This is a genomic window from Larkinella soli (genome assembly GCF_003703975.1).
GTDB lineage: Bacteria > Bacteroidota > Bacteroidia > Cytophagales > Spirosomataceae > Larkinella > Larkinella soli.
Genome location: NZ_QTJY01000027.1, coordinates 21,708 through 46,129, shown reverse-complemented (window position 1 = coordinate 46,129; position 24,422 = coordinate 21,708). Strand labels below are relative to the sequence as shown.

At 56.7% G+C, this 24,422-nt stretch carries 19 protein-coding genes; 15 read left to right on the top strand and 4 right to left on the bottom strand.

The window, feature by feature from the left end:
- Positions 1 to 33: 33 nt before the first annotated feature.
- The 3 genes from DX909_RS27500 to DX909_RS27490 all read left to right on the top strand — a co-directional run bounded on the left by DX909_RS27500 (position 34) and on the right by DX909_RS27490 (position 5,219).
- Positions 34 to 3,156 carry a PVC-type heme-binding CxxCH protein gene (locus DX909_RS27500; RefSeq protein WP_128548470.1) on the top strand — a complete coding sequence of 1,041 codons (3,123 nt, stop codon included), beginning with the start codon at positions 34 to 36 and terminating at the stop codon, positions 3,154 to 3,156.
- A gap of 24 nt (positions 3,157 to 3,180) precedes the next feature.
- A complete protein-coding gene (locus tag DX909_RS27495) occupies positions 3,181 to 4,080 on the top strand; it encodes a hydroxypyruvate isomerase family protein (RefSeq protein ID WP_128548469.1) in 900 nt (299 codons plus the stop codon).
- A 128-nt stretch (positions 4,081 to 4,208) separates the two neighbouring features.
- Positions 4,209 to 5,219 carry a DUF2278 family protein gene (locus DX909_RS27490; RefSeq protein WP_128548468.1) on the top strand — a complete coding sequence of 337 codons (1,011 nt, stop codon included), beginning with the start codon at positions 4,209 to 4,211 and terminating at the stop codon, positions 5,217 to 5,219.
- A gap of 76 nt (positions 5,220 to 5,295) precedes the next feature.
- Here DX909_RS27490 and DX909_RS27485 read toward each other — a convergent pair whose 3' ends face one another.
- The 4 genes from DX909_RS27485 to DX909_RS27470 are packed head-to-tail and all read right to left on the bottom strand — an operon-like array spanning position 5,296 to position 11,381.
- The gene (locus DX909_RS27485) at positions 5,296 to 8,415 is read right to left on the bottom strand and encodes an efflux RND transporter permease subunit (protein ID WP_128548467.1); all 3,120 of its coding nucleotides are present in this window, start codon (positions 8,413 to 8,415) and stop codon (positions 5,296 to 5,298) included.
- A 10-nt stretch (positions 8,416 to 8,425) separates the two neighbouring features.
- Complete coding sequence (locus DX909_RS27480) at positions 8,426 to 9,481, bottom strand: efflux RND transporter periplasmic adaptor subunit (RefSeq protein ID WP_128548466.1); 1,056 nt, start codon at positions 9,479 to 9,481, stop codon at positions 8,426 to 8,428.
- A 22-nt stretch (positions 9,482 to 9,503) separates the two neighbouring features.
- Entirely contained in the window at positions 9,504 to 10,838 is a 1,335-nt protein-coding gene (locus tag DX909_RS27475) for a TolC family protein (protein ID WP_128548465.1), read from the bottom strand.
- Between the two features lie 60 nt (positions 10,839 to 10,898).
- A complete protein-coding gene (locus DX909_RS27470) occupies positions 10,899 to 11,381 on the bottom strand; it encodes a MarR family winged helix-turn-helix transcriptional regulator (protein WP_128548464.1) in 483 nt (160 codons plus the stop codon).
- A 258-nt stretch (positions 11,382 to 11,639) separates the two neighbouring features.
- On the opposite strand from DX909_RS27470, the gene DX909_RS27465 reads away from it, so the two are divergent.
- From DX909_RS27465 to DX909_RS27410, 12 genes are all read left to right on the top strand, one after another.
- Positions 11,640 to 12,017 (top strand): hypothetical protein, encoded by a 378-nt coding sequence (locus tag DX909_RS27465; RefSeq protein ID WP_128548463.1) that lies wholly within the window; start codon positions 11,640 to 11,642, stop codon positions 12,015 to 12,017.
- A gap of 116 nt (positions 12,018 to 12,133) precedes the next feature.
- Complete coding sequence (locus tag DX909_RS27460) at positions 12,134 to 13,336, top strand: MFS transporter (protein WP_128548462.1); 1,203 nt, start codon at positions 12,134 to 12,136, stop codon at positions 13,334 to 13,336.
- 438 nt (positions 13,337 to 13,774) lie between these two features.
- Positions 13,775 to 14,611, top strand: a complete 837-nt coding sequence (locus tag DX909_RS27455; RefSeq protein WP_128548461.1) for a MotA/TolQ/ExbB proton channel family protein — start codon at positions 13,775 to 13,777, stop codon at positions 14,609 to 14,611.
- Positions 14,612 to 14,659: 48 nt separating this feature from the next.
- Positions 14,660 to 15,286, top strand: a complete 627-nt coding sequence (locus DX909_RS27450; RefSeq protein WP_128548460.1) for an ExbD/TolR family protein — start codon at positions 14,660 to 14,662, stop codon at positions 15,284 to 15,286.
- 50 nt (positions 15,287 to 15,336) lie between these two features.
- A complete protein-coding gene (locus tag DX909_RS27445) occupies positions 15,337 to 15,867 on the top strand; it encodes an ExbD/TolR family protein (RefSeq protein WP_128548459.1) in 531 nt (176 codons plus the stop codon).
- Positions 15,868 to 15,904: 37 nt separating this feature from the next.
- The gene (locus tag DX909_RS27440) at positions 15,905 to 16,732 is read left to right on the top strand and encodes an energy transducer TonB (RefSeq protein ID WP_128548458.1); all 828 of its coding nucleotides are present in this window, start codon (positions 15,905 to 15,907) and stop codon (positions 16,730 to 16,732) included.
- 7 nt (positions 16,733 to 16,739) lie between these two features.
- Positions 16,740 to 16,952: a hypothetical protein gene (locus tag DX909_RS27435; RefSeq protein WP_128548457.1), complete on the top strand. Its 213-nt coding sequence runs from the start codon at positions 16,740 to 16,742 to the stop codon at positions 16,950 to 16,952.
- Entirely contained in the window at positions 16,949 to 17,878 is a 930-nt protein-coding gene (locus tag DX909_RS27430; RefSeq protein WP_128548456.1) for a PstS family phosphate ABC transporter substrate-binding protein, read from the top strand. The genes DX909_RS27435 and DX909_RS27430 overlap by 4 nt, the downstream gene beginning before the upstream one ends.
- Positions 17,879 to 17,971: 93 nt before the next feature.
- Positions 17,972 to 19,732 (top strand): tetratricopeptide repeat protein, encoded by a 1,761-nt coding sequence (locus tag DX909_RS27425; RefSeq protein ID WP_128548455.1) that lies wholly within the window; start codon positions 17,972 to 17,974, stop codon positions 19,730 to 19,732.
- A 157-nt stretch (positions 19,733 to 19,889) separates the two neighbouring features.
- Positions 19,890 to 20,477 carry an adenylate kinase gene (locus DX909_RS27420; protein WP_128548454.1) on the top strand — a complete coding sequence of 196 codons (588 nt, stop codon included), beginning with the start codon at positions 19,890 to 19,892 and terminating at the stop codon, positions 20,475 to 20,477.
- A gap of 28 nt (positions 20,478 to 20,505) precedes the next feature.
- Entirely contained in the window at positions 20,506 to 21,513 is a 1,008-nt protein-coding gene (gene obgE, locus DX909_RS27415) for a GTPase ObgE (protein ID WP_128548453.1), read from the top strand.
- A gap of 153 nt (positions 21,514 to 21,666) precedes the next feature.
- Positions 21,667 to 24,288 carry a T9SS type A sorting domain-containing protein gene (locus tag DX909_RS27410; protein ID WP_229311224.1) on the top strand — a complete coding sequence of 874 codons (2,622 nt, stop codon included), beginning with the start codon at positions 21,667 to 21,669 and terminating at the stop codon, positions 24,286 to 24,288.
- Positions 24,289 to 24,422: the final 134 nt, after the last annotated feature.

The window sequence follows — 24,422 nt, the reverse complement described above, 5'->3', positions numbered from 1 at the left end:
TTGCCGTTTCCTGACCTAATCGTTCGAGCCGCCATGACCTTTCCGAAAACCCCGCTTCTGCTTCTGACGCTTGCCTTCCTGTTGGCTTATGTTCCGCGGAAAAGCGGAAAACCGGTAAAGCCGGTCGACATCCGGGTGCCGGAGGGGTATTCGGTGGAGGTGGCCGCCGGCCCGGACCTGATCGATTATCCGATGTTTGCCACCCTCGATGAAACCGGGCGGATGTTCGTGTTCGAATCCATCGGCCATGTCTACAAAAAGACGAAAGACGCCCTGGACAATCCGCAGTTTCGGATCAACCTGCTTCAGGATACCAACGGCGACGGCGTCTACGATAAAAGCACCATCTACGCCGACAAAGTCGGGTTTCCGCAGGGCGGGGTTTTCTATAAAGGCAGCCTCTATGCCACCTCCGCGCCCGATCTGCTCAAATTTACGGATACGGACGGCGACGGGGTAGCCGACCGGCGCGAGGTGCTGCTGACGGGCTGGACGCTGAACGTGAACGCCAACAGTCTGATCGGGCCGTTTGCCGGGCCGGACGGCTGGCTCTACATGACCAGCGCCATTACCGGTTTCAACGTCCGGACGAAAGAAGGGAAGCAACTGAAAGGCCGGACGGCCCGCATCTGGCGCGTACGGCCCGACGGCTCGGGGCTGGAATGGATTGCGGCCGGGGGCATGAACAATCCCGTCGAACTGACCTTCACGGAAGCCGGCGAACCGATCGGCACCGAAACCTATTTTACCGACCCGCAGGCCGGCCAGCGCGACGCCCTCGTCTATTGGACCGAAGGCGGTGTGTATCCCAAACCGCACCGCAACATCGGCTTCGACAGCCTGACCCGGACCGGCGATCTGATGCCGGTGGTATCTAAATTTTCCCGCGTGGCGCCCTCCGGCATCGGGCGGTATCGGCACACGGCGCTGGGCGAGGATTTTCGGGATAATCTGTTCAGCGCCCAGTTCAATACGCACCGGGTGCTGCGGCATAAACTGATTCGCGAAGGTGGCTCTTTCCGCACGGAAGATCAGGTGTTTTTCGCCACCGGCAACGAAGACTTCCACCCGACCGACGTGCTGGAAGATGCCGACGGAAGCCTGCTGGTGGTCGAAACCGGCGGCTGGTTCATCGAAGGCTGCCCGCTCTCGCAGGTGTCGAAACCGGAGTTGCAGGGCAGCATCTACCGCGTTCGCCGGACCGGAGCCGCCAAACCGAGCGACCCTTACGGCAACCGCATCGACTGGCGTACGCTCAATACCGCCAAAACCATTTCGTACCTGACCGACGCCCGGCCGTTTGTCCGCGACCGGGCCGTCGGGCGGCTGGTCGACCTGGGGCCGGCCGCCATGGTCGCACTGACGGAGGTGCTTCGCCGGTCGCCTTCGGCGGAGGCTCGCACCAAAGCGGTTTTTGCGCTGTACCGCATCGGAAGCGGTCCGGCAATGGCCTCGGTCCGTTCGGGGCTGAACGATGCGGAGGTATCGGTGCGGGTGGCTGCGGCCCGGTCGCTGGGCCTGGCGCACGATCAGGCGGCCGTCGGCCGGTTGTCGGAACTGATCCTGAAAGATGATCCCGCCGTCCGGCGGCAGGCTGCTACGGCGCTCGGCCAGATCGGTGATGCCCGGGCGGTGACGGCTCTGCTGGCGGCCGCGGAAAAAACCGACGACCGCTTTGTGCGGCATGGGATCATTTATTCGCTTATCACGCTAAACCAGCCGCAGAAAGTGGAAGCCGCCCTGGCTCATTCCTCCCCGAAAGTCCGGGAAGCCGCTCTGATCGCCCTCGACCAGATGGAAGATTCCCCACTACGGGCCGACCGGCTGACGCCGTTCCTGGCGGGTACGGATAGAAACCTTCAGGCTACGGCCCTCTGGGTGGCTTCGCACCATCCGGACTGGGCACCCGATATGGCGGCCTTCCTGAAAAAGCGGTTTCAGGGCGCGGCCCTGACGGCCGACGAAGAAAAACTCTACGGCGACGTGCTGGTGTCGTTCAGCGGAAACCCGGAGATGCAGCAGTTCATGGCCGAGCAGCTGGAGGGGGCGTCGAAGGAGCGGAAACTGTTTTTGCTGAATGCGATGTCCCGCCTTCCGGGTGAAAAATTCCCGGCAGTCTGGACGGAACCTGTCGGGCGGCAGCTTGCCCCGGACAACGAGCCGGAAGTAAAGGCCCGGGCCATCGAACTGGTCGGTCTTCGGAACATTACTTCGCTGGCCGGGCCCCTCAGCCGGCTGGCTGACGATGACAGGAATCCGGCAGGTTTGCGTCTACAGTCGCTGGGCGCACTCCTGAAAGCGCAGCCGGAACTGACGGATTACCGGTTTGCCTTTCTGTTCGACCAGCTGCGCAACGGCAAAGAAGCCGGTATTCGCCAGCAGGCGGCCGGGGTGCTGACGCAGGGGCGGCTTTCGGAGTCACAACTGGCGGAACTGAGCCGGAACTACCTGCCGAAAGCCGACGCCTTCCTGCTGCCGCGCCTGCTGCCCGCTTTCCGCGGAGCCCACTCCGACGAGGTCGGCACGGCCCTCGCTACGGCCCTGGCCGGCTCGCCGACCCTCGATAGTTTTTCGGAGGAAGCTCTCAAAACCACCTTCGCCGGCTATTCGGATGCTGTCCGGCCCGCCGTGGACCGGCTTCTGGATAAACTCCGGCAGGCGCAGGCCAACCGGCTTCAGCGGCTTCAGGCCCTCCAGAAAAGCCTCGTCAAAGGGGACCTCGAACGGGGCCGGGTGTTGTTCTTCGGGAAAGCGGTTTGCGGCACCTGTCACAAGGTGGGCGCCGACGGCGGGAAGCTGGGGCCGGACCTGACCTCCATCCAGCGCGACCGATCGGCTCACGACCTGATGGAGGCAATCGTCTACCCAAGCGTCAGCTTTGTGAGGGAGTATGAACCGTACCGCGTCAGAACCCGGCAGGCCGAATACGTCGGTATCGTGCAGGAGAACAGTCCGTCGGCCATCGTGCTGGGAACTTCACCCCAAACGTCGGTCCGGGTTCCGCGTGGTGAAGTTACTTCGATGGAGCTTCAGGACACCTCGCTGATGCCCCAGGGTCTCGACCAGCTGCTGACGACCCAGGAGCTGTCGGACCTGATGGCGTTCCTGCTCGGTCAGGACCAGGACCCTGCCACCGACCAGGCCATTCTTCGCTGATCACCCTAAACCCGGCTCTCCGTCATGGAACGTCGCACCTTTCTCCGCCACAGCCTTTTTTCCGGGGCCGCCGTCCTGGCTTCCCGCCCGCTTCCGGCCGACAACCCGGAACCGTTCCGGACCAAATTTTCTCCTGAGTTCGGTATTTTCAGCGCCCTGTCGGGAGCGGACCCGGTCGAGCAGATCAAATGGGGCCGGGATCAGGGCTTCCGGGCCTGGGAGAGTACGATGCTGAAAAACCGCCCCGTGGCCGAGCAGGAGCGCATTAGCCGGACCGTTCAGCAGCTGGGCATGGAGTTCGGTCAGTTCGTCGGCACGCTGACTTTCAAAGACGTTACCTTTGCCGGGCGGGATACCGCGCTGCGGGAGAAGGTGCTGGACGACGTGCGGGCGTCGGTGGAAATTGCCAAACGGATGAATACCAAATTCATTCACAACGTGCTGGGTATGGCCGACCCGCGGCTGCCCTGGGATTTTCAGATGGCGAATGCGGTCGAGCTGCTCAAACGGATTGCCGACCTCTACGAACCGCACGGCCTCGTGATGGTCATGGAGAGCATGAACCACCGCGTCGATCATCCGGGCATGTTTCTGCATACCATCCCACAGGCTTACGCGCTGGCGAAAGCCGTGGGCCGGCCGTCGGTGAAGGTGCTGTTCGACGTCTATCACGTTCAAATCCAGGAGGGAAACCTGCTCAACACGCTGGATTATGCCTGGGATGAGATCGGTTACGTGCAGATCGGCGACACGCCGGGGCGGTATGAACCCACCTCCGGGGAAATCAACTATCCGAATGTCCTGCGGCATCTGTATGCCAAAGGCTACCGGGGCTTCGTCGGGCTGGAACACCGCCTGAGCAAACCCGGCAAAGAAGGTGCTGAAGCCGCCCTGAAAGCGTACCGGGCCATCGACGTAAAATGAGAGGCCGACCCGCGTAATTTCTTAACATGAAAAGGGCCATTTCCCATTGACGGGCCGGTCGATCCTGCCGTTCTTTGGTACGAAATTTTTCCGGCCTCACCCGGAGAGAATCCTGCTCCCTCAATGATATGGCACTCAAAAACTATTTCGTTCTCAAAGCGCGGGTCGTGGATAAAAAACTGGCCACGAAAACCAAACCGCACTACCAGATTCTGTTGCAGGACGACGCCGGGCAACAACACCGCATCGCCGTGAATGTCAAGTCGAAGCAGGCGCCTTCGGAACTCCTTTATTTTTTCGATGACGATTTCCGGCACGAACTGACCGACCGGCTCGTGCAGGCGGACCTGCCCATCGGCTTCACGCCGGTACCCAGTCGGCCCAACGACCTGGCCCTGGACTTCGTTCGTCGGAACCTGTTCGACGTCCGGGCCATGAAGCCGCTGCCGTTCGACGTCGAAGGGCCGGACAACGACCTCAACGAGAAGCTGGATTTTTACATCAAAAAAGCCGTCGACCAGCCCGACGTGCTGATTTATGCCTGGGGGGAGCGCTGGGGACCGGAAGAGAATAAACCCGATCAGTATTTCGGGTTCGAACCCGGTTCGGGCATCCACGATATTCACATGAACCAGGGCAATGCCGGGGAATTTAAAAAAGACAACGGCATCTGGCAGGACGGCGGCATGCTGCTGCACTTTGCACAGACCAACCGCTGGGTAGCCCTGTTTCTGGCGTTCCAGTCGCAGTCGTTCCAGACCGACGAGCAGGGCAATGCCATCACCGACGGCGGTACCTGGACCGATCAGCAAACGCGCGACCTGTACATCGTCGCGGCTCTGGTGAACGCCCGGGCCGGAGAGTCGGAAAAAGTCTATCTCCTGAACGCCGGCGTTGCTCCGGTCGAATTGAAAGACTGGGCGCTGGCCGACCGGATGGAACGGAAACAGCGGTTCGGTCCGCAAACCGTTCAGGCCGGCGAGTTGCTGGTGGTGCCGCTCAACGGTGGAGGGCCGCAGCTCGGAAACGACGGCGGAGCCATCTCGCTGCTGGATGCGGAGGGCAAAAAACGGGACGGGGTGTCGTATACCAAAAATCAGGTTTCCCGCAAAGGGGCGCTGGTGGTGTTCAACCGCTGAGACCCGGACCGACAAAAAAAGCCGTCGGGTGACACAAGGCCACCCGGCGGCTTTTCAATAGATACTATCGTAAGAATCAGGCTTCGACGGCCACCTCCTGCGGTTGTCTGCTGCCTTTTTTCCGGCTGAAGCGGGCGATCATTCGGTCGACGACAAGGTAGACCGACGGCACCACGAGCAGCGTCAGCAGCAGGGAGGACGTCAGACCGCCGATGATGACCCAGGCCATCCCGTTCTTGGTCTCTGCTCCGGCCCCGCTTGCCAGCGCAATCGGCAGCATCCCGAAGATCATGGCCAGCGTGGTCATCAGAATCGGGCGAAGACGCTCCTTGCCGGCTTCGACCAGGGCCTTCACGACGTCCATGCCTTCCGCCTTCAGGTGGTTGGTGAAGTCGACGATCAGGATGGCGTTCTTGGCTACCAGACCGAGCAGCATGATCATCCCCACGATCGAGAAGACCGTCAGGCTCTCCATCGTCAGGGCCAGCGCCATCAGAGCACCGATCAGGGCCACCGGAATGGAGAACAGCACGACGAACGGATACACGATGCTTTCGTACAGACCGACCATGATGAAATAGACGAGCAGGATCGCCAGGATGAGCGCCAGACCCAGACTGCCGAAGGCGTCGGATTGCTGCTGCATCTGACCGAGGTACTGGATCGAGATGCCTTCCGGCAGCTTCACCTGTGCCATTTTGGTCTGAATATCGGCACCGACCGTACCGACCGGACGCCCGACGACCTGCGAATTGATGGTGATCGACGACAGACGGTCGTTCCGTTCCAGCACGCTTTCACCGATCCGCTCTTCGACCCGGGCGAACTGCGACAGTTCGAAGGTACGGCCCTGGTTGTTGACGAACGTCAGCCGGCTGATGTCGCTCTGGCTGGTGCGGTCGAAGCGGTCGAGGCTGATCAGGATGTCGTACTCGTTTCCGTTCTGCTTGAACTTGGAGCGGTCATCGCCCCGGAAGGCACTTTGCAGGGCCATCCCGACGTCGGAAGCGCTGATGCCCAGCTGGGCCATCTTTTCCCGGTCGAGGTTAACCGTTACTTCCGGTTTCGGATCTTTCACGGAATATTTGACGTCCTGCGTACCCGGTACGGACTGCACGACCTGCTTCACCTGAGCCGCGGCTTTCCGGATGGAGGCCAGGTCGGTGCCTTTAACGGCGATCTGAATCGGTGCCTGCGAAGCGCCGACGATCCCGACCGGACTCACCGTCACCTTCACCCCCGGTATCTGCCCGACTTCCTTCTTGATGGCCTGACCAAATTCTTCCGTCGAGAGGGTGCGCTGTTTCTTGTCGATCAGCTTGACGTTCAGGTCGGCCAGGTTGCTGTTGGAAGCGGTCGCCAGACCGTTGCTCGAATAGCCCACGTTGGTAAAGACGTTGGTTACTTCGGGGTGCTTCATGATGATCTGCTCAGCCCGCTGCGAAACCGCATTGGTCTGGTAGATGGAAGCCGTCGGCGCCAGTTCCACCTGCACGCTGATTTCACTCTGATCGCTCTGGGGCATGAAAGCCGCCCCGATGAAACCGGCCGGAACCAGTGCGATCGAACCGATGAGCAGGGCCAGCACGCCGAGGAATACCCAGCGTTTATGACCGAGAATACCGGTCAGGATGCGACCGTAGGCGGCCGCAACCCGGTCCAGCAGATGCTCGAAACCGAGGTTCAGACGACCCCAGAGGGATTTCTTACTCAGAATTTCCACTTTCCCGAAACGCGAAGCCAGCAGCGGGGTCAGCGTGAACGACACGAGAAGACTCATGATGGTGGAGAAAACGACCACCAGCGAGAATTCCCGCAGAATGTTCCCGATCAGACCCCCCGTCATGGCCAGCGGCACGAACACCACCACGTCCACAAGGGTAATGGCCAGGGCCGTAAAGCCGATTTCATTCCGGCCGTCGAGGGCCGCCTGCCGCTTGTTCTTGCCCATTTCGAGGTGGCGGTTGATGTTTTCAAGCACCACGATGGAGTCGTCGACCAGAATACCGACAACCAGCGAAAGGGCCATCAGCGTCATCAGGTTCAGCGAGAAGCCCGACAGGTACATCAGCACGAAGGTCGGGATGATGGACGAGGGCAGCGCCACCAGCACGAACAGCGACGAACGGAAGCTGTGCAGGAAGAGCAGCATCACCACCGACACGATCAGAACCGCCAGGAAAAGGTCGTCCACGACGGCATTGGCCGACGCCAGCGTATAGGTCGACTGGTCACTGGCGATGTTGAATTTCAGGCCGGAGGAGGCATACTGCTTCTCCAGTGTCGCGATCCGCTGCCGGACCAGCCTGCTCACCTCCACGGCGTTGGCGTCCGACTGCTTCTGAATCTGCAGACCCACCGACGGCCGCGCGTTGATGTGGTTGATGGCCGTCGGCTTGGTGGTGGCGTCCACTACCTCGGCGACGTCCTTCAGTTCGACCTGGCTGCCGTCGGTCCGGCGGGCGATGATTAGCTCCCGCAGCCGGTTGACGGTTTCGACCGACGCATCGAAGCGGATGGAATACTGAGTCTCGCGTGTTTCGAGCTGACCGGCCGGATAGCTGGCGTTGGCGTTGTTGATGGCCAGTGCCACCTGCCCGATCGAGATATTGTAGGCCCGCAGCTTCTCCTGGTCGACGTTGACCTGGATTTCGCGTTCGGAGCCGCCGATGAGATTCACCTGACCGACGCCGGCCACGTTGGACAGCTGCGGTTTCAGTTTGTCGTCCATGAGGTCGAACAGCTGGGTAGGCGTGAGGTTGGCCGTCACGCCCATCCGCAGCACCGGAATCTCGTCGGTCGAGAATTTATTGATGATCGGCCGGTCCACGTCGTCGGGCAGCAGGTTCAGGATCTGCTCCACCTTGCGCTGGGCGTCCTGCTGGGCCTGCGTCACGTCGACGCCGTTTTTCAGCTGAATGGTAACGATGGAAGCGCTTTCCTGCGAGACGGACTGGATGCGGTCCAGCCCTTCCAGCGACGACAGCGCGTCTTCGATGTGTTTCGTTACGTTGGTTTCCACCTCGTCGGCGGAGGCACCCCGGTACGTCGTCGCCACGCTGATGACGTTGGCTTCGAACTTGGGAAGCAAGTTATAGGACAGTTGCTTGTAACTGATCACTCCGAAGAGGATCAGGACGGTGAAGATGGTCGTCATCAGCAACGGCCGTTTTATGGCTACTTCGGTAATTGACATGGCGTTAAGCTTATTTGGTAATCTGTACCGTGGCTCCTTCGCTGAGGTTCAGCTGGCCGGTGGTGACGACGACGTCGCCTTCCTTCAGACCGCCCAGCACTTCGATGTTTTCACCCAGTTCGCGGCCGACGGCAATCTTCCGCTGGCGCACCACCTGGCCTTCGACGACGTAGACGTAAGGATTCTTGATGCTTTCCACCAGGGCGGCTCTCGGAATCTGGAGGGCCATCTGGCTGGATTTCTTCGAAAAGTCGACGTTCACGAACGTACCGGCTTTCAGACCACCGGCGTTGTCGACCGTGATTTCGACCGGATAGTTATGTTCTTCGGTACCCTGCGGAGCGATGTAGGTGATCCGTCCGCTGAAGGTCCGGCCCGGGAAAACGTCGGCCGTCACGCGAACCGGCTGGCCTTCCTTCAGGCTGTACACATCCTTTTCATTGACCGGCACCTGCACCTTCAGCCGGGATACGTCGAGCACCGTCCCGAGCACCGTTCCGGGGCTGACATACTCGCCCGGCTCGATGTTTTTCTTCACGATTCGACCGCTGATCGGCGCCTGAATGACGGCATCCTGGATCTGCTTCCGGATCTGCTCCGACTGGTTCAGCGCATTTTCGTAATTGTATTTCGTTTCGTTGACCTGAATTTCGGTCGTGGCGTTGCCGGCATACAGCGTATTGTAGCGGTTCACGTCCTTTTTCAGTTTCTCGATGCTCAGCTGCGTGGCCTGCAGCGACAGTTCTTTCAGTTTGTTGTCGAGCTGGACGAGCGTGGCCCCCTGCCGGACCGGGGAGCCGAGGTTGAAGTTGACTTTGGTCACCTTGCCCTGGGCGGTCGCCATGATGTCGGCTTCCCGGAAGGGAATCAGGTTCCCCGTCTTGATGAGCTGCTGGCTGACGGTTCCTTCGGCGACGGACGCTACCGTTACCGGAATGGCGACGGTCGTGGTGGCCGGCATCTGGTTCTTTTCGTCGATCTTTTTCTTGTTGGAAGCCAGCCGGAATCCGATCAGGGAAGTGAGGCCCAGCATAGCGATGACGATGATGAGTGTGGTCTTTTTCATTTCCTCAGGTTGTATGGAATGATCAGAGTTGATTATAAAAGTTCAGGAGCGTCCCCTGCGACTGTTCGAGGTCGAGCCGCGCCTGGTAAAAATTGATCAGCGAGTTGACAAAGTTCGTTTGCGCCTGCCGGTAGGAGGTCTCGGCGTTGATCAGGTCGGTCAGGGGTTTGGTTCCCTGCTTATACTGGAGCGTCGTCACCTCGTAGACCTTCAGCGCCAGTTTCACGTTGCGGTCGTCGTTCTGCACCTGCGTCTGCGACTTCTGCAGCTGGGTCTGGGCGTTGTTGAACTGAAGCTGGTAGGAGGCCACGTTCAGCCGCTGCTGTTCCTGGAGCGTCTGCACGTTCAGTTTCGACTGCTGAATCTGGGCATCCCGTTTGAAGCCGTCGAAAATAGGCACCGTCAGCCGCAGACCCACGCTTCCGAATCCGACGAAGCGGTTCAGCGAGGGGCCGAGTTCGTTGCCGAGGGCCAATGAACCATACCGGGCGTTCAGGCTCAGTTTGGGCAGGTAGCCGGCCTGGGTCCGCTGGAGGTTCAGACGCTGGAGCGTCAGCTCGTTTTCCGACAGCCGGAAGCTGGTGAGGTTCCGGGCTTCGAACCCGTTCGTCTCGATAGCCGGCAGCCGGCTCTGCATCAGCGAGTCGGAAACCATCAGGTTCTGGTCCTGGGGCATTCCCATCTGGAACTTGAGCCGGTTGAGGGCCAGATTCAGACTATTTTCGGCCAGCGTCAGCTGTGACTTCGTGCTGTTGTAGTTGACTTCCGTCCGGTCAAAATCGACCGGCTGAATCACACCGTTGTCACGCTGCAGCTTCAGGACGTTCAGGACCTGTTCCGTCTGGTTCAGGTTGTCTTTCAGCAGAGCAATCTGCTCCTGAGCGACCAGGACCTGATAATAATTGCTCGAAATGCTATAGATGACGTCTTCCCGGGTCTGCCGTTCGTTCAGGTCGGCCCGTTCCTGGTTCGGTTTGTTGGCTTTCAGACCGAGCAGCAGCGTCTTGTCGAAGATCGGCTGATCGACGGAGGCCGACACGCTCGTCTGAAACTTGGAACCAAGCGCAATACGGAGCGGCTCCGGACCGGCAAAGCCGGCCGGAAGGACGGTGGTCTGAAGCTTGATGTTGTCGTCGAGGCTACCGGAGCCGTTCACCTGGGGCAGATAGCCGGAAACGGCTTCGCGGGCCTGCTGGTGAGCCACTTCTTTCTGGTACTGCGCCACGCGGACGGTTCCGAAATTCTTCAGACCATAGTCGATGCAGGCCTTCAGCGACCAGTCGGCCGGGGCCTGAGCCCGGCTGCCCAGCGGCAGAAGGAGGGCCGACAGAAGCCCGATACTCATTAACTTTTTCATTTTCAATGTAGGTGACATGTCGACAGTCGATATATCAACGGTTTATTCAAAAAAATAGAATTATTGTTCAAACCGGGTCGCCACTTTCCGGAGCAGGCTCTGTAAAGTTTGTGCTTCTTCTTCGGTTAAGCTTTGAACCAGGCGCTGATCCATTTCAACGGCGCTTTCCAGGATCTTCTCGACGGCCATTTTACCGGCCGGCGTCAGTTTGATCAGGTTTTTCCGGCGGTCGGTCAGGTCCGGAACGATGCGGAGGTAACCGTCGCGCTCCAGCGTCCGGATCGAACGCTGAATACCCGCCTTATCCTTCTGAAGCTGATTGGCGATCTCCTGCTGGGAGGGTGAATCCTCTCCCGAATAATAGGCCAGAACCAAAACCGGGAGTTGTTCCATCTGCAGGGCAAAACCCAGCCGGTTCAGTTCTCGGTTCGTGTAGCGGGCAATCAGGTGGGAGACATGGTTGATGTTGAAGGTCAGCAGCCGGCCGAACGACTCCATGATCCTCTCCTCTACGCCTGATTTGGTTTTTTCCTGGGTTACCATGAGTGCAAAACTAAATAACGTCGATATATCAACCAAATTTTTCCGTTGAAAGTTTCCGGGATTCTGAAATTGTCCGAATACGTCCGGTTTGTCCGCATCCGGATAAAAAGTGTACGCTGACGGACAACTTTACGCAAGATAAAAAAATCCGCAATTGATTATCAGTAAGTTAGCTGATTGGCACAGCAATTGGCAGTAAATAGTCAGAGCAGTGAACAACAAAGAAACTGAAACAACAACAACAAATACGAACACATCATGAACGCCTTTTTTAGTCATCTGATCTTCTCGGCGCTGCTGAGCGCCAACCCGGGAACGGCCACCCCGAACACGCCGGCCAACCTGTCTTTCGGAGCCAGCTCCTTCGTTACGGTCCAGAACAAAATCTGGGTAGCCGTTGAAAAATCGGCCCCGCAGCCGGTGGTGATTTTACTGCGCAATACGAATAATGAAGTACTGTACCAGCGCACCGTCGGCAAAAAGGAGAATAAGTACGCCGTAAAGCTGGATGTCAGCGAGTTGTCTGACGGGCAGTATGAGCTGGAGTTCCGGTCGCCGGAAGGCAGCATCCGGAAGACGGTCCGGGTAGGCACGCCGAAGGTGCAGGAGCCGCGCCGGCAGATTTCGATGAATTAAGCATAAAGAATGACTGTAGGATTAGTTTAGGTTAAGAAAAGATAGGAAAGCCATCTCCGGGTCGGGGATGGCTTTTTTGATGATTCCGTATAGGGCAAAAATGGTTACTTTTGCAAATGGAGCAGCCGCGGTCGATCTATACGTTTCCTTTTTTTCTTCTTTGTTTAAGCGCTTTTCTCTTCTATTCCAGCTTTAACATGCTGATTCCGGAACTGCCCGGTTACCTGACGAGCCTGGGCGGTGCGGACTATAAGGGCCTTCTGATTGGTTTGTTTACGCTGACGGCCGGTATTTCGCGTCCCTTCAGCGGCCGGCTGACCGATACCGTCGGCCGGGTGCCGGTAATGGCGTTCGGATCGCTGGTCTGTTTCGTGTGCGGTTTCCTGTATCCGGCGGTGGCTTCGACCGCCCTCAACGGCGTGGCGGCCCTGTTGATGCTGCGCCTGATCCACGGCTTTTCGACCGGCTTCAAACCGACCGGAACCTCGGCTTATGTCGCCGACATCGTCCCCGACGACCGGCGGGGAGAGGCCATGGGCGTTCTGGGGCTGAGCGGGAGCGTGGGCATGGCGTTCGGGCCGGCGCTAGGCAGCTGGGTTACGGGTCTTGCGGGGCTGAATGTCCTGTTTTATACGTCTTCGGTACTGGCTCTGCTGTCCATCGTTATTCTTCTGAACATGAAGGAGACGCTGCCGGACCGGGTTCCCTTCCGCTGGGGCCTGCTGCGGATTTCCCGCCGGGATGTGTTCGAACCGGCGGTTCTGCCGCCTTCCCTGGTTACGTTCCTCAATTCATTCGCTTTCGGAGCGGTCATCACGCTGGCTCCGGATTTCAGTCAGGCGCTGGGCGTCGGCAACAAGGGGTTGTTCTTCACGGTATTTACCATTGCTTCGCTGGCCATCCGGTTTCTGGCCGGCAAGGTGTCCGACCGGTATGGACGCCGGCCCGTACTGCGGATTGCGTCCGTGCTGATTTCGCTGGCGATGGTCCTGATCGCTTTCAGTACTTCCCCTACGGCTTTCCTGCTGGCCGGGGTCGTTTTCGGGATCGCATCGGGAATGTATTCGCCGACGGCCCAGGCCTGGACGGTGGACCTCAGCGACCCGGGAAACCGGGGTCGGGCCATGGCGACCATGTACATTGCGATGGAGACCGGCATCGGGCTGGGCGCGTATCTGTCGGCCTGGCTGTACGACAATCGGGCCGATCAATTTCTGACCGCCTTCCTGGCTATTTCCGGCTTTTCGACCCTGTCTTTCTTTTATCTTACTCTGTCTCTTTTCGGCCAGGCCCGGTTCCGCTCCAACAATTCTGTATGATATGGACGGGGGCCGGAGAGGGGAAACCGACGAAAGCGGGGCGGATTTTTGAAGGCCACATAAAAGAAAAATGTATATAAAATTAGCTTATCCGTCTGATGCACAGTAATCTTTATACGTTTCCCGGTGCAATCATGTTTGGATAGCAAAACAAATATTATTCTGTATAAATGGTTGTGAAAGAAATTGTTATAAAGATACAATAGCGTGTATGAAGAAATTGTAAACTTGGAATAGTCTAAAAAAGGCAAAAATTTTTCTCAATTTTACAAAAAAATGACCCGACCGCTTGCATAATTTCAGGCAGAAAATTGATACTTTTGTGTTAGGCTTCGAGAAAAGTCTCCCGAAATTTTATTCTACCAAAACGTATCAATTTGAAATTTTCGTTTTCTTTACACAAAAAACCAGTTTCAATTTAACTCTACAGTCAGTCTAATGAAAACACAAACTCCAACTCCAGCACCAACTAAGGCAGCAGCGTCCAAACCCAAGAAATCGGGCGGTCTGAATCCGGTGTTCGTTATTCCCATTCTGTTTGTGATTGCCCTCCTTACGTACATGTTCGTATTCGGTGATCCCAGCCACTTCCAGGGAGGAAATAACGAAAACTCGCCCCTCGATGGTGACTATTTTGGTATCGTTTACAAAGGGGGACCGATCGTACCGTTGCTGTTTACCTGCTTCCTGATCGTATTGGTGTTCTCAATTGAACGTTTTATCACTATTGGTCGCGCCAACGGCAGTGGTTCAATCAACGAATTCGTGCGGAAAATAAAATCCATGCTGGACCGCAACGAAATCGAAGCCGCCATCAAGGAGTGCGATCGTCAGAAGGGTTCCGTTGGAAACGTTGTGAAAACCGCTCTGGTGAAGTACCAGCAGCTGACGACCGACACGGAGCTCAACAAAGAGCAGAAACTGGTCGCTTTGCAGAAAGAGGTTGAAGAAGCCACGACCCTGGAACTTCCGATGCTGGAAAAGAACCTGACCATCATCGCTACGCTGGCTTCCGTATCCACGCTGGTTGCCCTGCTCGGGACGGTATTGGGTATGATCCGCGCATTTGCCGCCATGGGTACGACGGGTCAGCCGGACACGGCCGCTCTGGCAACGGGTATCTCTGAAGCCCTCGTAAACACGGCACTGGGTATCGGTACGGCAGCCATCGCCACCATCATGTACAGCTACTTCACGAGCCGGATCGATGAACTGACCTACAACATCGACGAGATCGGTCTGAGCATCCAGCAGAACTTTGCCGCACACAATTAATGCGTGTCGGTAACGTTTAGTAATACACAGAAAAAACAACATTAGCATATGCCTATCGTTAAGCCTAAACGGTCAAGTCCGGCAATGGATATGACGGCGATGTGCGACGTGGGCTTCCTGCTGCTGACCTTCTTCATTCTGACGGCTCAGTTCAAAGTACAGGATGCCGCCACGATCGAAACGCCGACGTCGATATCCGGGATCAAAGTGCCTGATAACGACATCATGACGATCAGTCTGGACAAGCAGGGCCAGGTCTATTTCGGTATCGACAACATGCAGCACCGGATCTCGATGCTCGAAAGCATGGGGGAAGTATACGGAATGACGTTCTCGGACAAGGAGAAGAAAGCCTTCGCCATTCTGCCGAACTTCGGGCTGCCGCTCGCTCAGCTGAAGTCTTATCTGAACCTGAAGCCGGAGCAGCAGAAGCAGGTGAAGCAGCCGGGCGTTCCGGTCGACTCTACCGCCAATCCGCAGACCAACCAACTGGCACAGTGGATTTTCAATGCCCGTAAGGCGAACAACAAGCTGCGGATCGCCGTTAAAGGCGATAACTTGGCGAAGTTTCCCAATTTCAAGAACGTGCTGAGTTCCCTGCAGTCGCAGAACATCAACAAGTTCAACCTGATTACGGGTACGGAAGCTCCGCCGGCCGGCTGGACCAATGATTAACCCAAATAACCACTAACACAAGCGATTAATCGCCTTAAATTTCTAAAACGATGGCATCAATCGACACCGGTGGTGGAGGTGGTGGTAAGCATAAAGGTGGTAAAGTCCGCAGTAAAAAAGCGTCTACCCGGATCGATATGACTCCGATGGTGGACCTGGCTTTCCTCCTGATCACCTTCTTCATTCTTGCCACTACCCTGAGCAAACCGTCTTCGATGACACTGAACGTGCCGGACAAGACCGAAAAGCAAGAGGAAACGGAGCCTATCAAAGCTTCGAAAGTTATGACGATTTTCCTGGGCAACAACAACGAAGTGCATTACATCTTCGGTAAGGCTGCCAACGAAAATCCGGAGTTAAAGACGGCCCGTTTCGGGATGGACCTGCGCACGGCGATCCAGACCAGCAAAGCCAAAGTCGGACCTGATTTTGTAGTGGTCATCAAACCGACAGCCAAATCCACCTATAAAAACATGGTGGATATTCTGGACGAGATGGCCATCACGAAAACCAAGCGTTACGCACTGGTTGACCAGTTGACTCCGGACGAAAGCAAACTGATTGCCGACAAAATCAAGTGACGTACAGCCGAAAGGCGAATTCAATGATTCAATCACCATGGCAGAAGTAACGACAACTAGCGCAACACTCGATGATATCGTGTTTGCGGATCGTAACAAGGCATATGGTGCGTATTCATTAAGGAAAGACTATTCCAAGACGATTTACCGCGCGCTGATCATCGGCTCCGCCTTATTTCTCCTGGCAATGGCGACCCCCTCCATCATCACGGCCCTGGCTCCTGCAGAACAGGAGCAGGCTATGGTGGAAGTGGACCTGATGAAGTTACCGCCCCCGCCTATTGACCCGAACGAGCCTCCTCCGCCCCCGCCCCCGCCGATCGAGGTTCCGAAAGTAAACACGGTGAAATTCCTTCCGCCGGAAGTAAAGCCGGATGAGGATGTACCGGAAGAGACGCCCCCGCCGACGGTCGAAGAACTGAAGGAGGCCGTGGCCGCTGAAAAAACGCAGGAAGGAGATCCCAACGCGGAAGAAGTCATCGTAGCTCCGGAAGAAACGGCCGGCCCGACCAAGGTGGAAGCCGCCGTGGAAGCCGCTCCGAAAGAAGAGCAGATCTTCACCGTGGTAGAGCAGAACCCCGAGTTTCCGGGTGGAATGTCCGCCCTGGGCCAATACCTGAGTAAGAACATCCGCTACCCGGCTGCCGCTTCCAGAGCCAACGTTTCCGGCCGCGTGTTCGTGAGCTTCGTCGTGAACACTGACGGTAGTATCCAGGACGTTCAGGTGCTGAAAGGACTGGGCTTCGGTACGGATGAAGAAGCCATTCGCGTTGTTCGTTCGATGCCGAAATGGAAACCGGGTAAACAGTCCGGTCGTCCGGTTCGGGTGAAGTACAACCTGCCCATCAACTTCCAGCTGGAGTAAGATCGGCATGAGACGACCACCACCTTCGGACCTGCTCAGCCGGTATCTGAACGTGCTGATGGGTCTGGCATACATGGGAGGAGGCATCTTTCTGATAGCCTCCTCTCAGTCTTTTGGAATGCTGCCTACCGGCCCCTTCCGGTATCTGCTCGGCGGCCTGTTAGTCGTGTATGGCCTTTTCAGGATGTATCGGGGTATTCAACATTTTCGTGATTTATGAATTACCTGAGGAAGGCGGTGATGGGCCTCGGTCTGGCCGGTCTGGCGGCCTGTTCGACGCCACCGGATAACCCGACGCGCGGACAGATTACCCTGACGGCCGACGAATCGCTCGAGCCGATGGTCGAGTCCCTGTGCCGAACGTATGAAGGGGTTTATCCGAATGCCAAATTCAACGTAGTTTACAAACCGGAGCAGGAAGCCATCAGCGCCATGCTCCGCGACAGCGCCCGGATGGTCTTCTCGACGCGGGAGCTGAACGAGAAGGAAAAAGCCGCCCTGGAACGCGAGCGGATCAAATTCCGGACCGAACCGATTGCCACCGACGGGATCGCTCTGATCATCGGGCGGCCCAATACGGACAGCCTGATTACGATGGCCGAACTGAATAGCATTTTCAAAGGGCAGTTGACCCGCTGGGAACAGCTGAAAGGCGGCAATCAGCGTGGGCCGATCGTGCTGGTGTTTGACAACAACAACTCCAGCAACCTGAACTTCATGCTGAGACGGTTCAGCCTCACCGACTTAAGCCGAATTAAGATTTTTACGGTAAAGTCAAACAAAGAGGTAATCGAATATGTTCGTAAGAACCCGACGGCCCTTGGTTTCATTGGGGTCAACTGGATCAGTGACGGCGATTCACCGCTGGCGGCCGAACTTTCGAAAGACCTCCGGGTGATGGGTGTTTCCGACCAGGCGAATCCGGTTTCGATCAATGAATACTATCAGCCGTTCCAGAGGAATTTAGGTCTGGAGACCTATCCTTTACGCCGAAAAGTGTATATTATCAGCCGCGAAGCGCATTCGGGCCTGGGAAGCGGCCTGATTACCTACATTGCCCGGGATGTCGGCGGACTGCTGATCGAGAAAAGCGGTCTATGGCCGGCTATCCCGTATAACCGGGAAGTTGTTTTAGAGAAGAAGTGAAATTTTTTCTTCTTTTTGAGCAATTATTTAAATTTGTATTTTGTTAATAACCTAGTAATCAATTTTTTCACCCATTTCTCAACCTGAATTGGCATGAATTTCAGAAAGAAAGCTCTGTTGACAGTGGTTGCCGCCATGACGCTTGGGACGTTACAGGCGGTTGCCCAAGATGCGCAGTCGGGCGTGAAAGACCTGGAAGCGGGCCGTTACAACAAGGCTATTCAAACGTTCCAGGGTCTGGCATCCAGTGCGCCATCGGCCGATAACTATTTTTACCTGGGATACGCCCAGTTAAAAGCCGGTAATACCGATGCCGCAAAAGAAGCGTTTACGAAAGGTGCTGCGGCCGACCCGAAAAACCAGCTGAACAATGTCGGTTTAGGAATGGTGGCACTCGCCAAGAAAGATGGTGCTACCGCCAAGACATTGATCGACAATGCGCTGAAGGAGACCAAGAACAAAGACCTGGGCGTTCTGCTCCGTGCGGGTGAAGCCTATGCGATGTTCAGGGACCAGGGCATGAACAATCCGGCCGAAGCGATCCGGATTCTTGAAATCGCCGATCAGCGCGATAAGAAAAACGAGAATCCTGATATCGAAATGGCTCTCGGGGATGCCTACCTGCTGAAGAACGACGGTGGAAATGCCGTCAGCAAATACGAAAACGCCCTGACCATTCAGCCGAACAGCGCTGAAGCCAAATACAAGATCGGTAACGTTTACCTGCGTGGTAAAAACTATGCCGAGGCTCAGAAATTTTACAACCAGGCCGTTGAAGCCGATCCGGAATACGCTCCGACGTATGAAGATCTGGCCGAAGCCTTCTTCGGCTCGCGGGGCTATAAGAACGCAGCCAAGAACATGGACCTGTATATTCAGAAGAGCCAGTCGACGGACATCAATAAACTCCTTCGTTCGGCTCAGTTCGACTTTCTGGCCGGTGACAACGCCCGCGCCATTCAGAAGCTCGATGCCCTGAAAGGCAAGGTCGACAACCCGGTAATCGAGCGGATCTACGGCTGGGCTTATTCTAACTCCGGCAAGTACGATCAGGCGATTCAAAGCCTGAATAACTTTATCCAGAAGGCTCCGGACCGGGTCATCTATGACGATTACAAATACCTCGGCCGCGCCTATGCACAGCTTGGGACGCCGGAAGGTGACTCACTGGCCGTTCTGAACCTGTTGAAGGCGGCCCCGCAGGATACGACCGAAAACCTGTATAAGGAAATCGGTAAGATGTATCAGACGGCGAAAAGCTATGAAAAAATGGCCGACGCCTATAAAATGGCCGTCGCCTACGATACGGCTAAAGCTACGTCGAACGACTACTTTCAATTAGGGTACGCTAACTTCCTGTCCGGCAACCGCGCCCTGCGTGACAGCACGCTGTCCGAAGACGCCAAGAAGCAGGCCCGTCAGCAGTACTTCTCGGCCGCCGACTCCGCTTTCGCCAAAGTAGCGAAGATTACGCCGGACTGGGCACCGGGTTACTACTGGAGAGCACAGACCAACTACTTCATGTATCCGCGTGAAGAAGCGATGTCCAACGGAGCTTCCGTGCCTTACTATGAGCAGTTCCTGGATGTAGCCGGCAAGGAAATTACGGCCGACGCAGCCAAGAAGGAAACGTATAAAAAGAATATGATGACGGCCTATAAATTCCTGTCGTCGTATTATGCCAGCAAGAACGACGCGACCAAATCACGGGAATACCTGACCAAAGCCGCTGAACTGGACCCGACGGATACCGATGTTCAGAATGCGCTGAACCCGCAGGCTACCAAACCGGCCGCTAAACCGGCTGCTAAACCGGCAACTACTAAAAAGCCGGCCGGGAAGGCAACCAAATAAGCTGATTGGTAATAAATTATCCAAAAAAGGAACCGCTTCAGGCGGTTCCTTTTTTGTTTATGGCTCCCCTTAATAAATACTTAATGCGGAAATCGCCGTTTTTAACCAACAATCGTAATTTTGCACCAAAACCTGTTTGTACATTCGAGAACCCTGTATGTTAAATCTTGTACTTTTTGGTCCTCCGGGTGCCGGAAAAGGCACTCAAAGTGAAAAGTTGATTGCAAAATATCGGCTGGTGCATCTGTCGACCGGTGATTTGCTTCGCTCTGAAATTCAGGCCGGTACCGAACTGGGGCTTCGGGCTAAAACCCTGATGGACCAGGGTATTCTGGTTCCGGACGAAGTGGTTATCGGAATGATCGACAATAAATTACGGGAAAACCAGTCGGCAGCGGGGTTCATTTTCGACGGTTTTCCGAGGACGGTTCCGCAGGCGCAGGCCCTCGACGAGTTGTTGCAGCAGTATAATACCCAGATTACCGTCATGGTAGCCCTGGTGGTTGACGAGGAAGAACTGACGAAGCGGCTTCTGCTTCGCGGGCAGACCTCCGGACGGTCGGACGATCAGAATGAAGACCTTATCCGCCGGCGCGTCAAGGAGTACAAAGACAAGACGACACCGGTTGCCAATTACTACGAGTCCCAGGGCAAGTACAAGGCCGTCAAAGGCATCGGTGAAATCGAAGAGATTTTTCAAACCATTTGCGAGAAAATAGAAACGGCGGCTGCAAACGTCCGGTAATGACTGCCGGTTGCCGTCGGAGGAAAGTATGGCTTCATCAAATTTTATAGATTACGTAAAGATCAACTGCCGCTCCGGGGCGGGGGGAGCCGGGTCGGTTCACTTTCGCCGTGAAAAATACGTCGACAAAGGCGGCCCGGATGGTGGGGACGGCGGGCGCGGAGGCCATATTATCCTGAAAGGAAATGCGCAGCTGTGGACGCTGCTGCACCTTAAATACCAGAAGCACATCAAAGCCGAACCCGGCAAGTCGGGAGAAGGCGGCCGGCGCTCCGGTGCTCAGGGCAAGGATGTGATCATCGAAGTGCCGCTGGGGACGGTGGCAAGGCACCCGGAAACCGGTGACCGGATGGCGGAAATCACCGACGACGGGCAGGAAGTGATTCTGCTGAGCGGGGGACGGGGCGGCCTGGGGAACGACCATTTCAAAACGTCGACCAAACAAACCCCCTATTATGCCCAACCCGGAGAACCGGGTCTGGAGGAATGGATCATTCTGGAACTAAAATTGCTGGCGGATGTAGGGCTGGTCGGTTTTCCGAATGCCGGAAAATCCACGCTGCTGTCCGTTCTGTCGGCGGCCAAACCCGAAATTGCCGACTACCCCTTTACAACCCTTGTCCCGCAACTGGGGGTCGTAGCCTATAGAGATTATAAATCCTTCGTGATGGCCGACATTCCGGGAATTATCGAAGGAGCTTCGCAGGGAAAGGGGCTGGGGCTGCGGTTTCTGCGGCACATCGAACGAAATTCGATTCTGCTGTTTCTGATTCCGGCAACCACGGAAGACATCCGGAGCGAGTATGAAACCCTGCTGCACGAATTGCGGGAGTATAATCCCGAGCTGCTTGGAAAGCAGCGGATTCTGGCCGTCTCCAAAATGGATTTGATCGAAGAAACAGACTATAACGCACTTCGGAAGCGTTTACCGACTGATATACCGACGGTATTGATATCAGCCATTCGCCAGCAGGGGCTTGCCGAACTCAAAGATCTGATCTGGAAAGCTTTGACTGAACCTGCTGATTTGCCATAATAACCAACCACCGGCGACCATTACGATTGAACAAATCGGACGCGCACCATGAAGAAAAACGAAATATTGAGAACAACGTTACTGATCGCTTTCTTATTCACCCTTCCTGCTTTTGTCCTGGCACAGGTTCAGATTACTTTCCCCGTGTCGCGAATGGTTTTTCAGCGAAACGGCGGCAACGAAGCCCCCGTCCGGGTCGGCGGCTATTTCAATGCAGCCGTTAGCCGGATTGAAGCCAGGGCCATACCGATGGAGGGGGGTACCGAAACCGGCTGGACCATCATCCAGAATAATCCGCAGGGCGGGGCATTTTCGGGGAACCTGACCCTGAAAGGCGGATGGTATCGGATCGAGGTGAGAGGCCTGCAGGGCGAACAATATACCGGTGTTTCGTCCGTGGAACGGGTAGGAGTCGGGGAGGTTTTCGTCGTGGCCGGGCAGTCGAACGCCCAGGGTTTCAACAACTACGGCGCTCCCGGAGCCGCCAGCGACCGCGTCAACTGTGTCAACTTCGGAACGGAAACCAATCAATCGCCGTTTGATCCCGATTATCTGGAATTCAGCCACCTGGATGCCGGAAACCGCATTTATCCGAGAGGCTTTTCGGCCTGGTGCTGGGGCAGGCTGGGGGACCGGCTGGTCGAGCGGCTGGGCGTGCCGGTGCTGTTCTTCAATGCCGGCTGGCAGGGGTCCTCGTCCAAAAACTGGCGGGAAAGCGCCGACGGTATCCAGACGACGGAAGAATATACCAACACGGAGAAATACCCGGTCGGCCAGCCTTACGGAAACCTTCGGACGGCGCTCAATTTTTATGTTCACAGCCTGGGAATCCGGGCCATCTTATGGCAGCAGGGCGAGGCCGATAACCAGTTCAACCGGTCGGCCGACGATTATGCGGCTAACCTGATCAAGGTGATTCAGCGTACCCGCGAACACAGCGGGAAAAATATTTCCTGGGTGATCGGCCGGTCGTCTTATTCGGATTCGCAGGGCGTCGACGGGAATATCATTGCCGGGCAGGACAAGGCCATCCAGACCGCCGGGAACGCTTTTGCCGGTCCCAACACCGATGCCATTCAGATCCCGCGGAGCGGAGGCAATCAGCGCGACGGCGACGGCGTTCACTTCTACGAAAACGGGCTGGTTCAGCTGGGCGATGCCTGGAACAATAGTCTGAACAACGATTTTTTCCAGAATTCGCAGCCGCAGTCGCCCGCCGGCGGCAATCCGGCCATTTCCGTTGCCTGCGCCGGGACCAACACCCTCGCGCTCAAAGTGGAAGGCGGCTTCAGCTCCGTTCGGTGGAATTCGGGCGGGAATGGCCCCACGCTCACCACCGGCCCCGGTCGTTATATGGCCATTGTGAAAGACGGCCTGGGCAATACCCTGTTCTCGGCACCTTACCAGGTTCCGGACCGTCCGGGTATTTCGGCCAACGGCCCGACCACCTTCTGTGAGGGGGGCAACCTGACGCTGAGTTCCAGCTACGATAACATTACCTGGAGCAACAACGCCACGGGCCGTTCCATTACGGTGGCCACCGCCGGAACCTACCGCGCCCGCTATCGGGACGTGAACGGCTGTGAGTTCGTCTCCGACGAGCTGGCCGTCCGGGTCAATCCGCTGCCGGCTCCTCCTACCGTCAAGGCCCTCGGCGCTACGCGTTTCTGCGACCGCCTTTCCACCCTTCTGGAGTCTACGGACGCCCTGGTTTACAACTGGAGCACGGGAGAGAAAGCGAAACAGATCGAGGTGAAAAAGGGCGGTAATTATTCCCTGACCGTCACCGACCAGAACGGCTGTACGTCCAGAGAGTCCAATCGGATCGAGGTCATCGTCGATCCGCTGCCGAACCGGCCCGCCATTGCCGCCAGTGGCCCGACTACCTTCTGCGCCGATCAGAACGTTTCCCTGACTTCCACTTCCGAAGAAGCTTATGTCTGGGCAAGCGGCCAGACGACACGGAGCATCACCATCAATCAGTCCGGCAGCTATGTAGTCCGGACCCGGAACACCTACGGCTGTCTCTCCGATCCGTCGAATGCGGTTCTGGTGAAAGTAAATCCGCTGCCCCCGGCCCCGGTGCTGTCGGCCAACGGTCCCACTACCTTCTGTGACGGCGACCGGGTAACGCTGTCGGCCGGCGGCCCGCTGAAGGCCTTCTGGAACGTCGGAGATTCGACCCAGAGCATCGTCGCCACCCGGTCGAACAATTACACGGCCCGGGTTCGGGATGCGAACGGCTGTTATTCGCCCTTTGCCTCAGTCATCAAAGTCGACGTGAAAGCCGTTCCGAGTGTCCCGACGGTGCAGCAGATCGGTACCTATACGCTGGAAGCTACCGGCACCCGTCAGGGAGATTATTATCTCTGGGAGCGGGACAATGCCGCCGTTGAAGCCCGCACGGCCATCGTCAAGGCCAACCAGACCGGAACTTACCGCGCCCGTGCGTACCTGGCCTATGAAGGCGGACTGGTTTGTTCGTCCGGTTATTCCGCCCCGATCGCATTCACCCTCATCGTCGACAACGAAGGGTTAAGCATCTATCCGAACCCCAGTCCGGACAAGCAGCTGATCATCGAAACGCTGGAGGATATTCCCAACGCCACGCTCACTTTATACACCCTGAACGGCCAGGCGATCTGGACCACCACCGTCGAAGTGTTCAACGAGCGGAAGTCCTGGAACCTGTCGACGGTCCCGGCCGGGCATTATGTCCTGACCGTTCGCTCCGGCGGTTTCAAGGTCTCGAAACGTCTGATAATCGGCTTGTAACCGATTGATTAGCCCGAAAATGGCCCCGCGGAATCACTTTCCCGGGGCCATTTTGTTTTCCCGGAAAAAAGCGGAATCTTTGTTATTTGGAAGAAGGAAAAAGCGAACCAGCCTCCTTTCTTTTATCGATTCAT

Excerpts from the sequence above, each read along its gene's own strand:
- DX909_RS27500 (WP_128548470.1), top strand. The coding sequence starts at position 34 with ATGACCTTTCCGAAAACCCCGCTTCTGCTTCTGACGCTTGCCTTCCTG.
- DX909_RS27495 (WP_128548469.1), top strand. The coding sequence starts at position 3,181 with ATGGAACGTCGCACCTTTCTCCGCCACAGCCTTTTTTCCGGGGCCGCC.
- DX909_RS27490 (WP_128548468.1), top strand. The coding sequence starts at position 4,209 with ATGGCACTCAAAAACTATTTCGTTCTCAAAGCGCGGGTCGTGGATAAA.
- DX909_RS27485 (WP_128548467.1), bottom strand. The coding sequence starts at position 8,415 with ATGTCAATTACCGAAGTAGCCATAAAACGGCCGTTGCTGATGACGACC.
- DX909_RS27480 (WP_128548466.1), bottom strand. The coding sequence starts at position 9,481 with ATGAAAAAGACCACACTCATCATCGTCATCGCTATGCTGGGCCTCACT.
- DX909_RS27475 (WP_128548465.1), bottom strand. The coding sequence starts at position 10,838 with ATGAAAAAGTTAATGAGTATCGGGCTTCTGTCGGCCCTCCTTCTGCCG.
- DX909_RS27470 (WP_128548464.1), bottom strand. The coding sequence starts at position 11,381 with ATGGTAACCCAGGAAAAAACCAAATCAGGCGTAGAGGAGAGGATCATG.
- DX909_RS27465 (WP_128548463.1), top strand. The coding sequence starts at position 11,640 with ATGAACGCCTTTTTTAGTCATCTGATCTTCTCGGCGCTGCTGAGCGCC.
- DX909_RS27460 (WP_128548462.1), top strand. The coding sequence starts at position 12,134 with ATGGAGCAGCCGCGGTCGATCTATACGTTTCCTTTTTTTCTTCTTTGT.
- DX909_RS27455 (WP_128548461.1), top strand. The coding sequence starts at position 13,775 with ATGAAAACACAAACTCCAACTCCAGCACCAACTAAGGCAGCAGCGTCC.
- DX909_RS27450 (WP_128548460.1), top strand. The coding sequence starts at position 14,660 with ATGCCTATCGTTAAGCCTAAACGGTCAAGTCCGGCAATGGATATGACG.
- DX909_RS27445 (WP_128548459.1), top strand. The coding sequence starts at position 15,337 with ATGGCATCAATCGACACCGGTGGTGGAGGTGGTGGTAAGCATAAAGGT.
- DX909_RS27440 (WP_128548458.1), top strand. The coding sequence starts at position 15,905 with ATGGCAGAAGTAACGACAACTAGCGCAACACTCGATGATATCGTGTTT.
- DX909_RS27435 (WP_128548457.1), top strand. The coding sequence starts at position 16,740 with ATGAGACGACCACCACCTTCGGACCTGCTCAGCCGGTATCTGAACGTG.
- DX909_RS27430 (WP_128548456.1), top strand. The coding sequence starts at position 16,949 with ATGAATTACCTGAGGAAGGCGGTGATGGGCCTCGGTCTGGCCGGTCTG.
- DX909_RS27425 (WP_128548455.1), top strand. The coding sequence starts at position 17,972 with ATGAATTTCAGAAAGAAAGCTCTGTTGACAGTGGTTGCCGCCATGACG.
- DX909_RS27420 (WP_128548454.1), top strand. The coding sequence starts at position 19,890 with ATGTTAAATCTTGTACTTTTTGGTCCTCCGGGTGCCGGAAAAGGCACT.
- obgE (WP_128548453.1), top strand. The coding sequence starts at position 20,506 with ATGGCTTCATCAAATTTTATAGATTACGTAAAGATCAACTGCCGCTCC.
- DX909_RS27410 (WP_229311224.1), top strand. The coding sequence starts at position 21,667 with ATGGTTTTTCAGCGAAACGGCGGCAACGAAGCCCCCGTCCGGGTCGGC.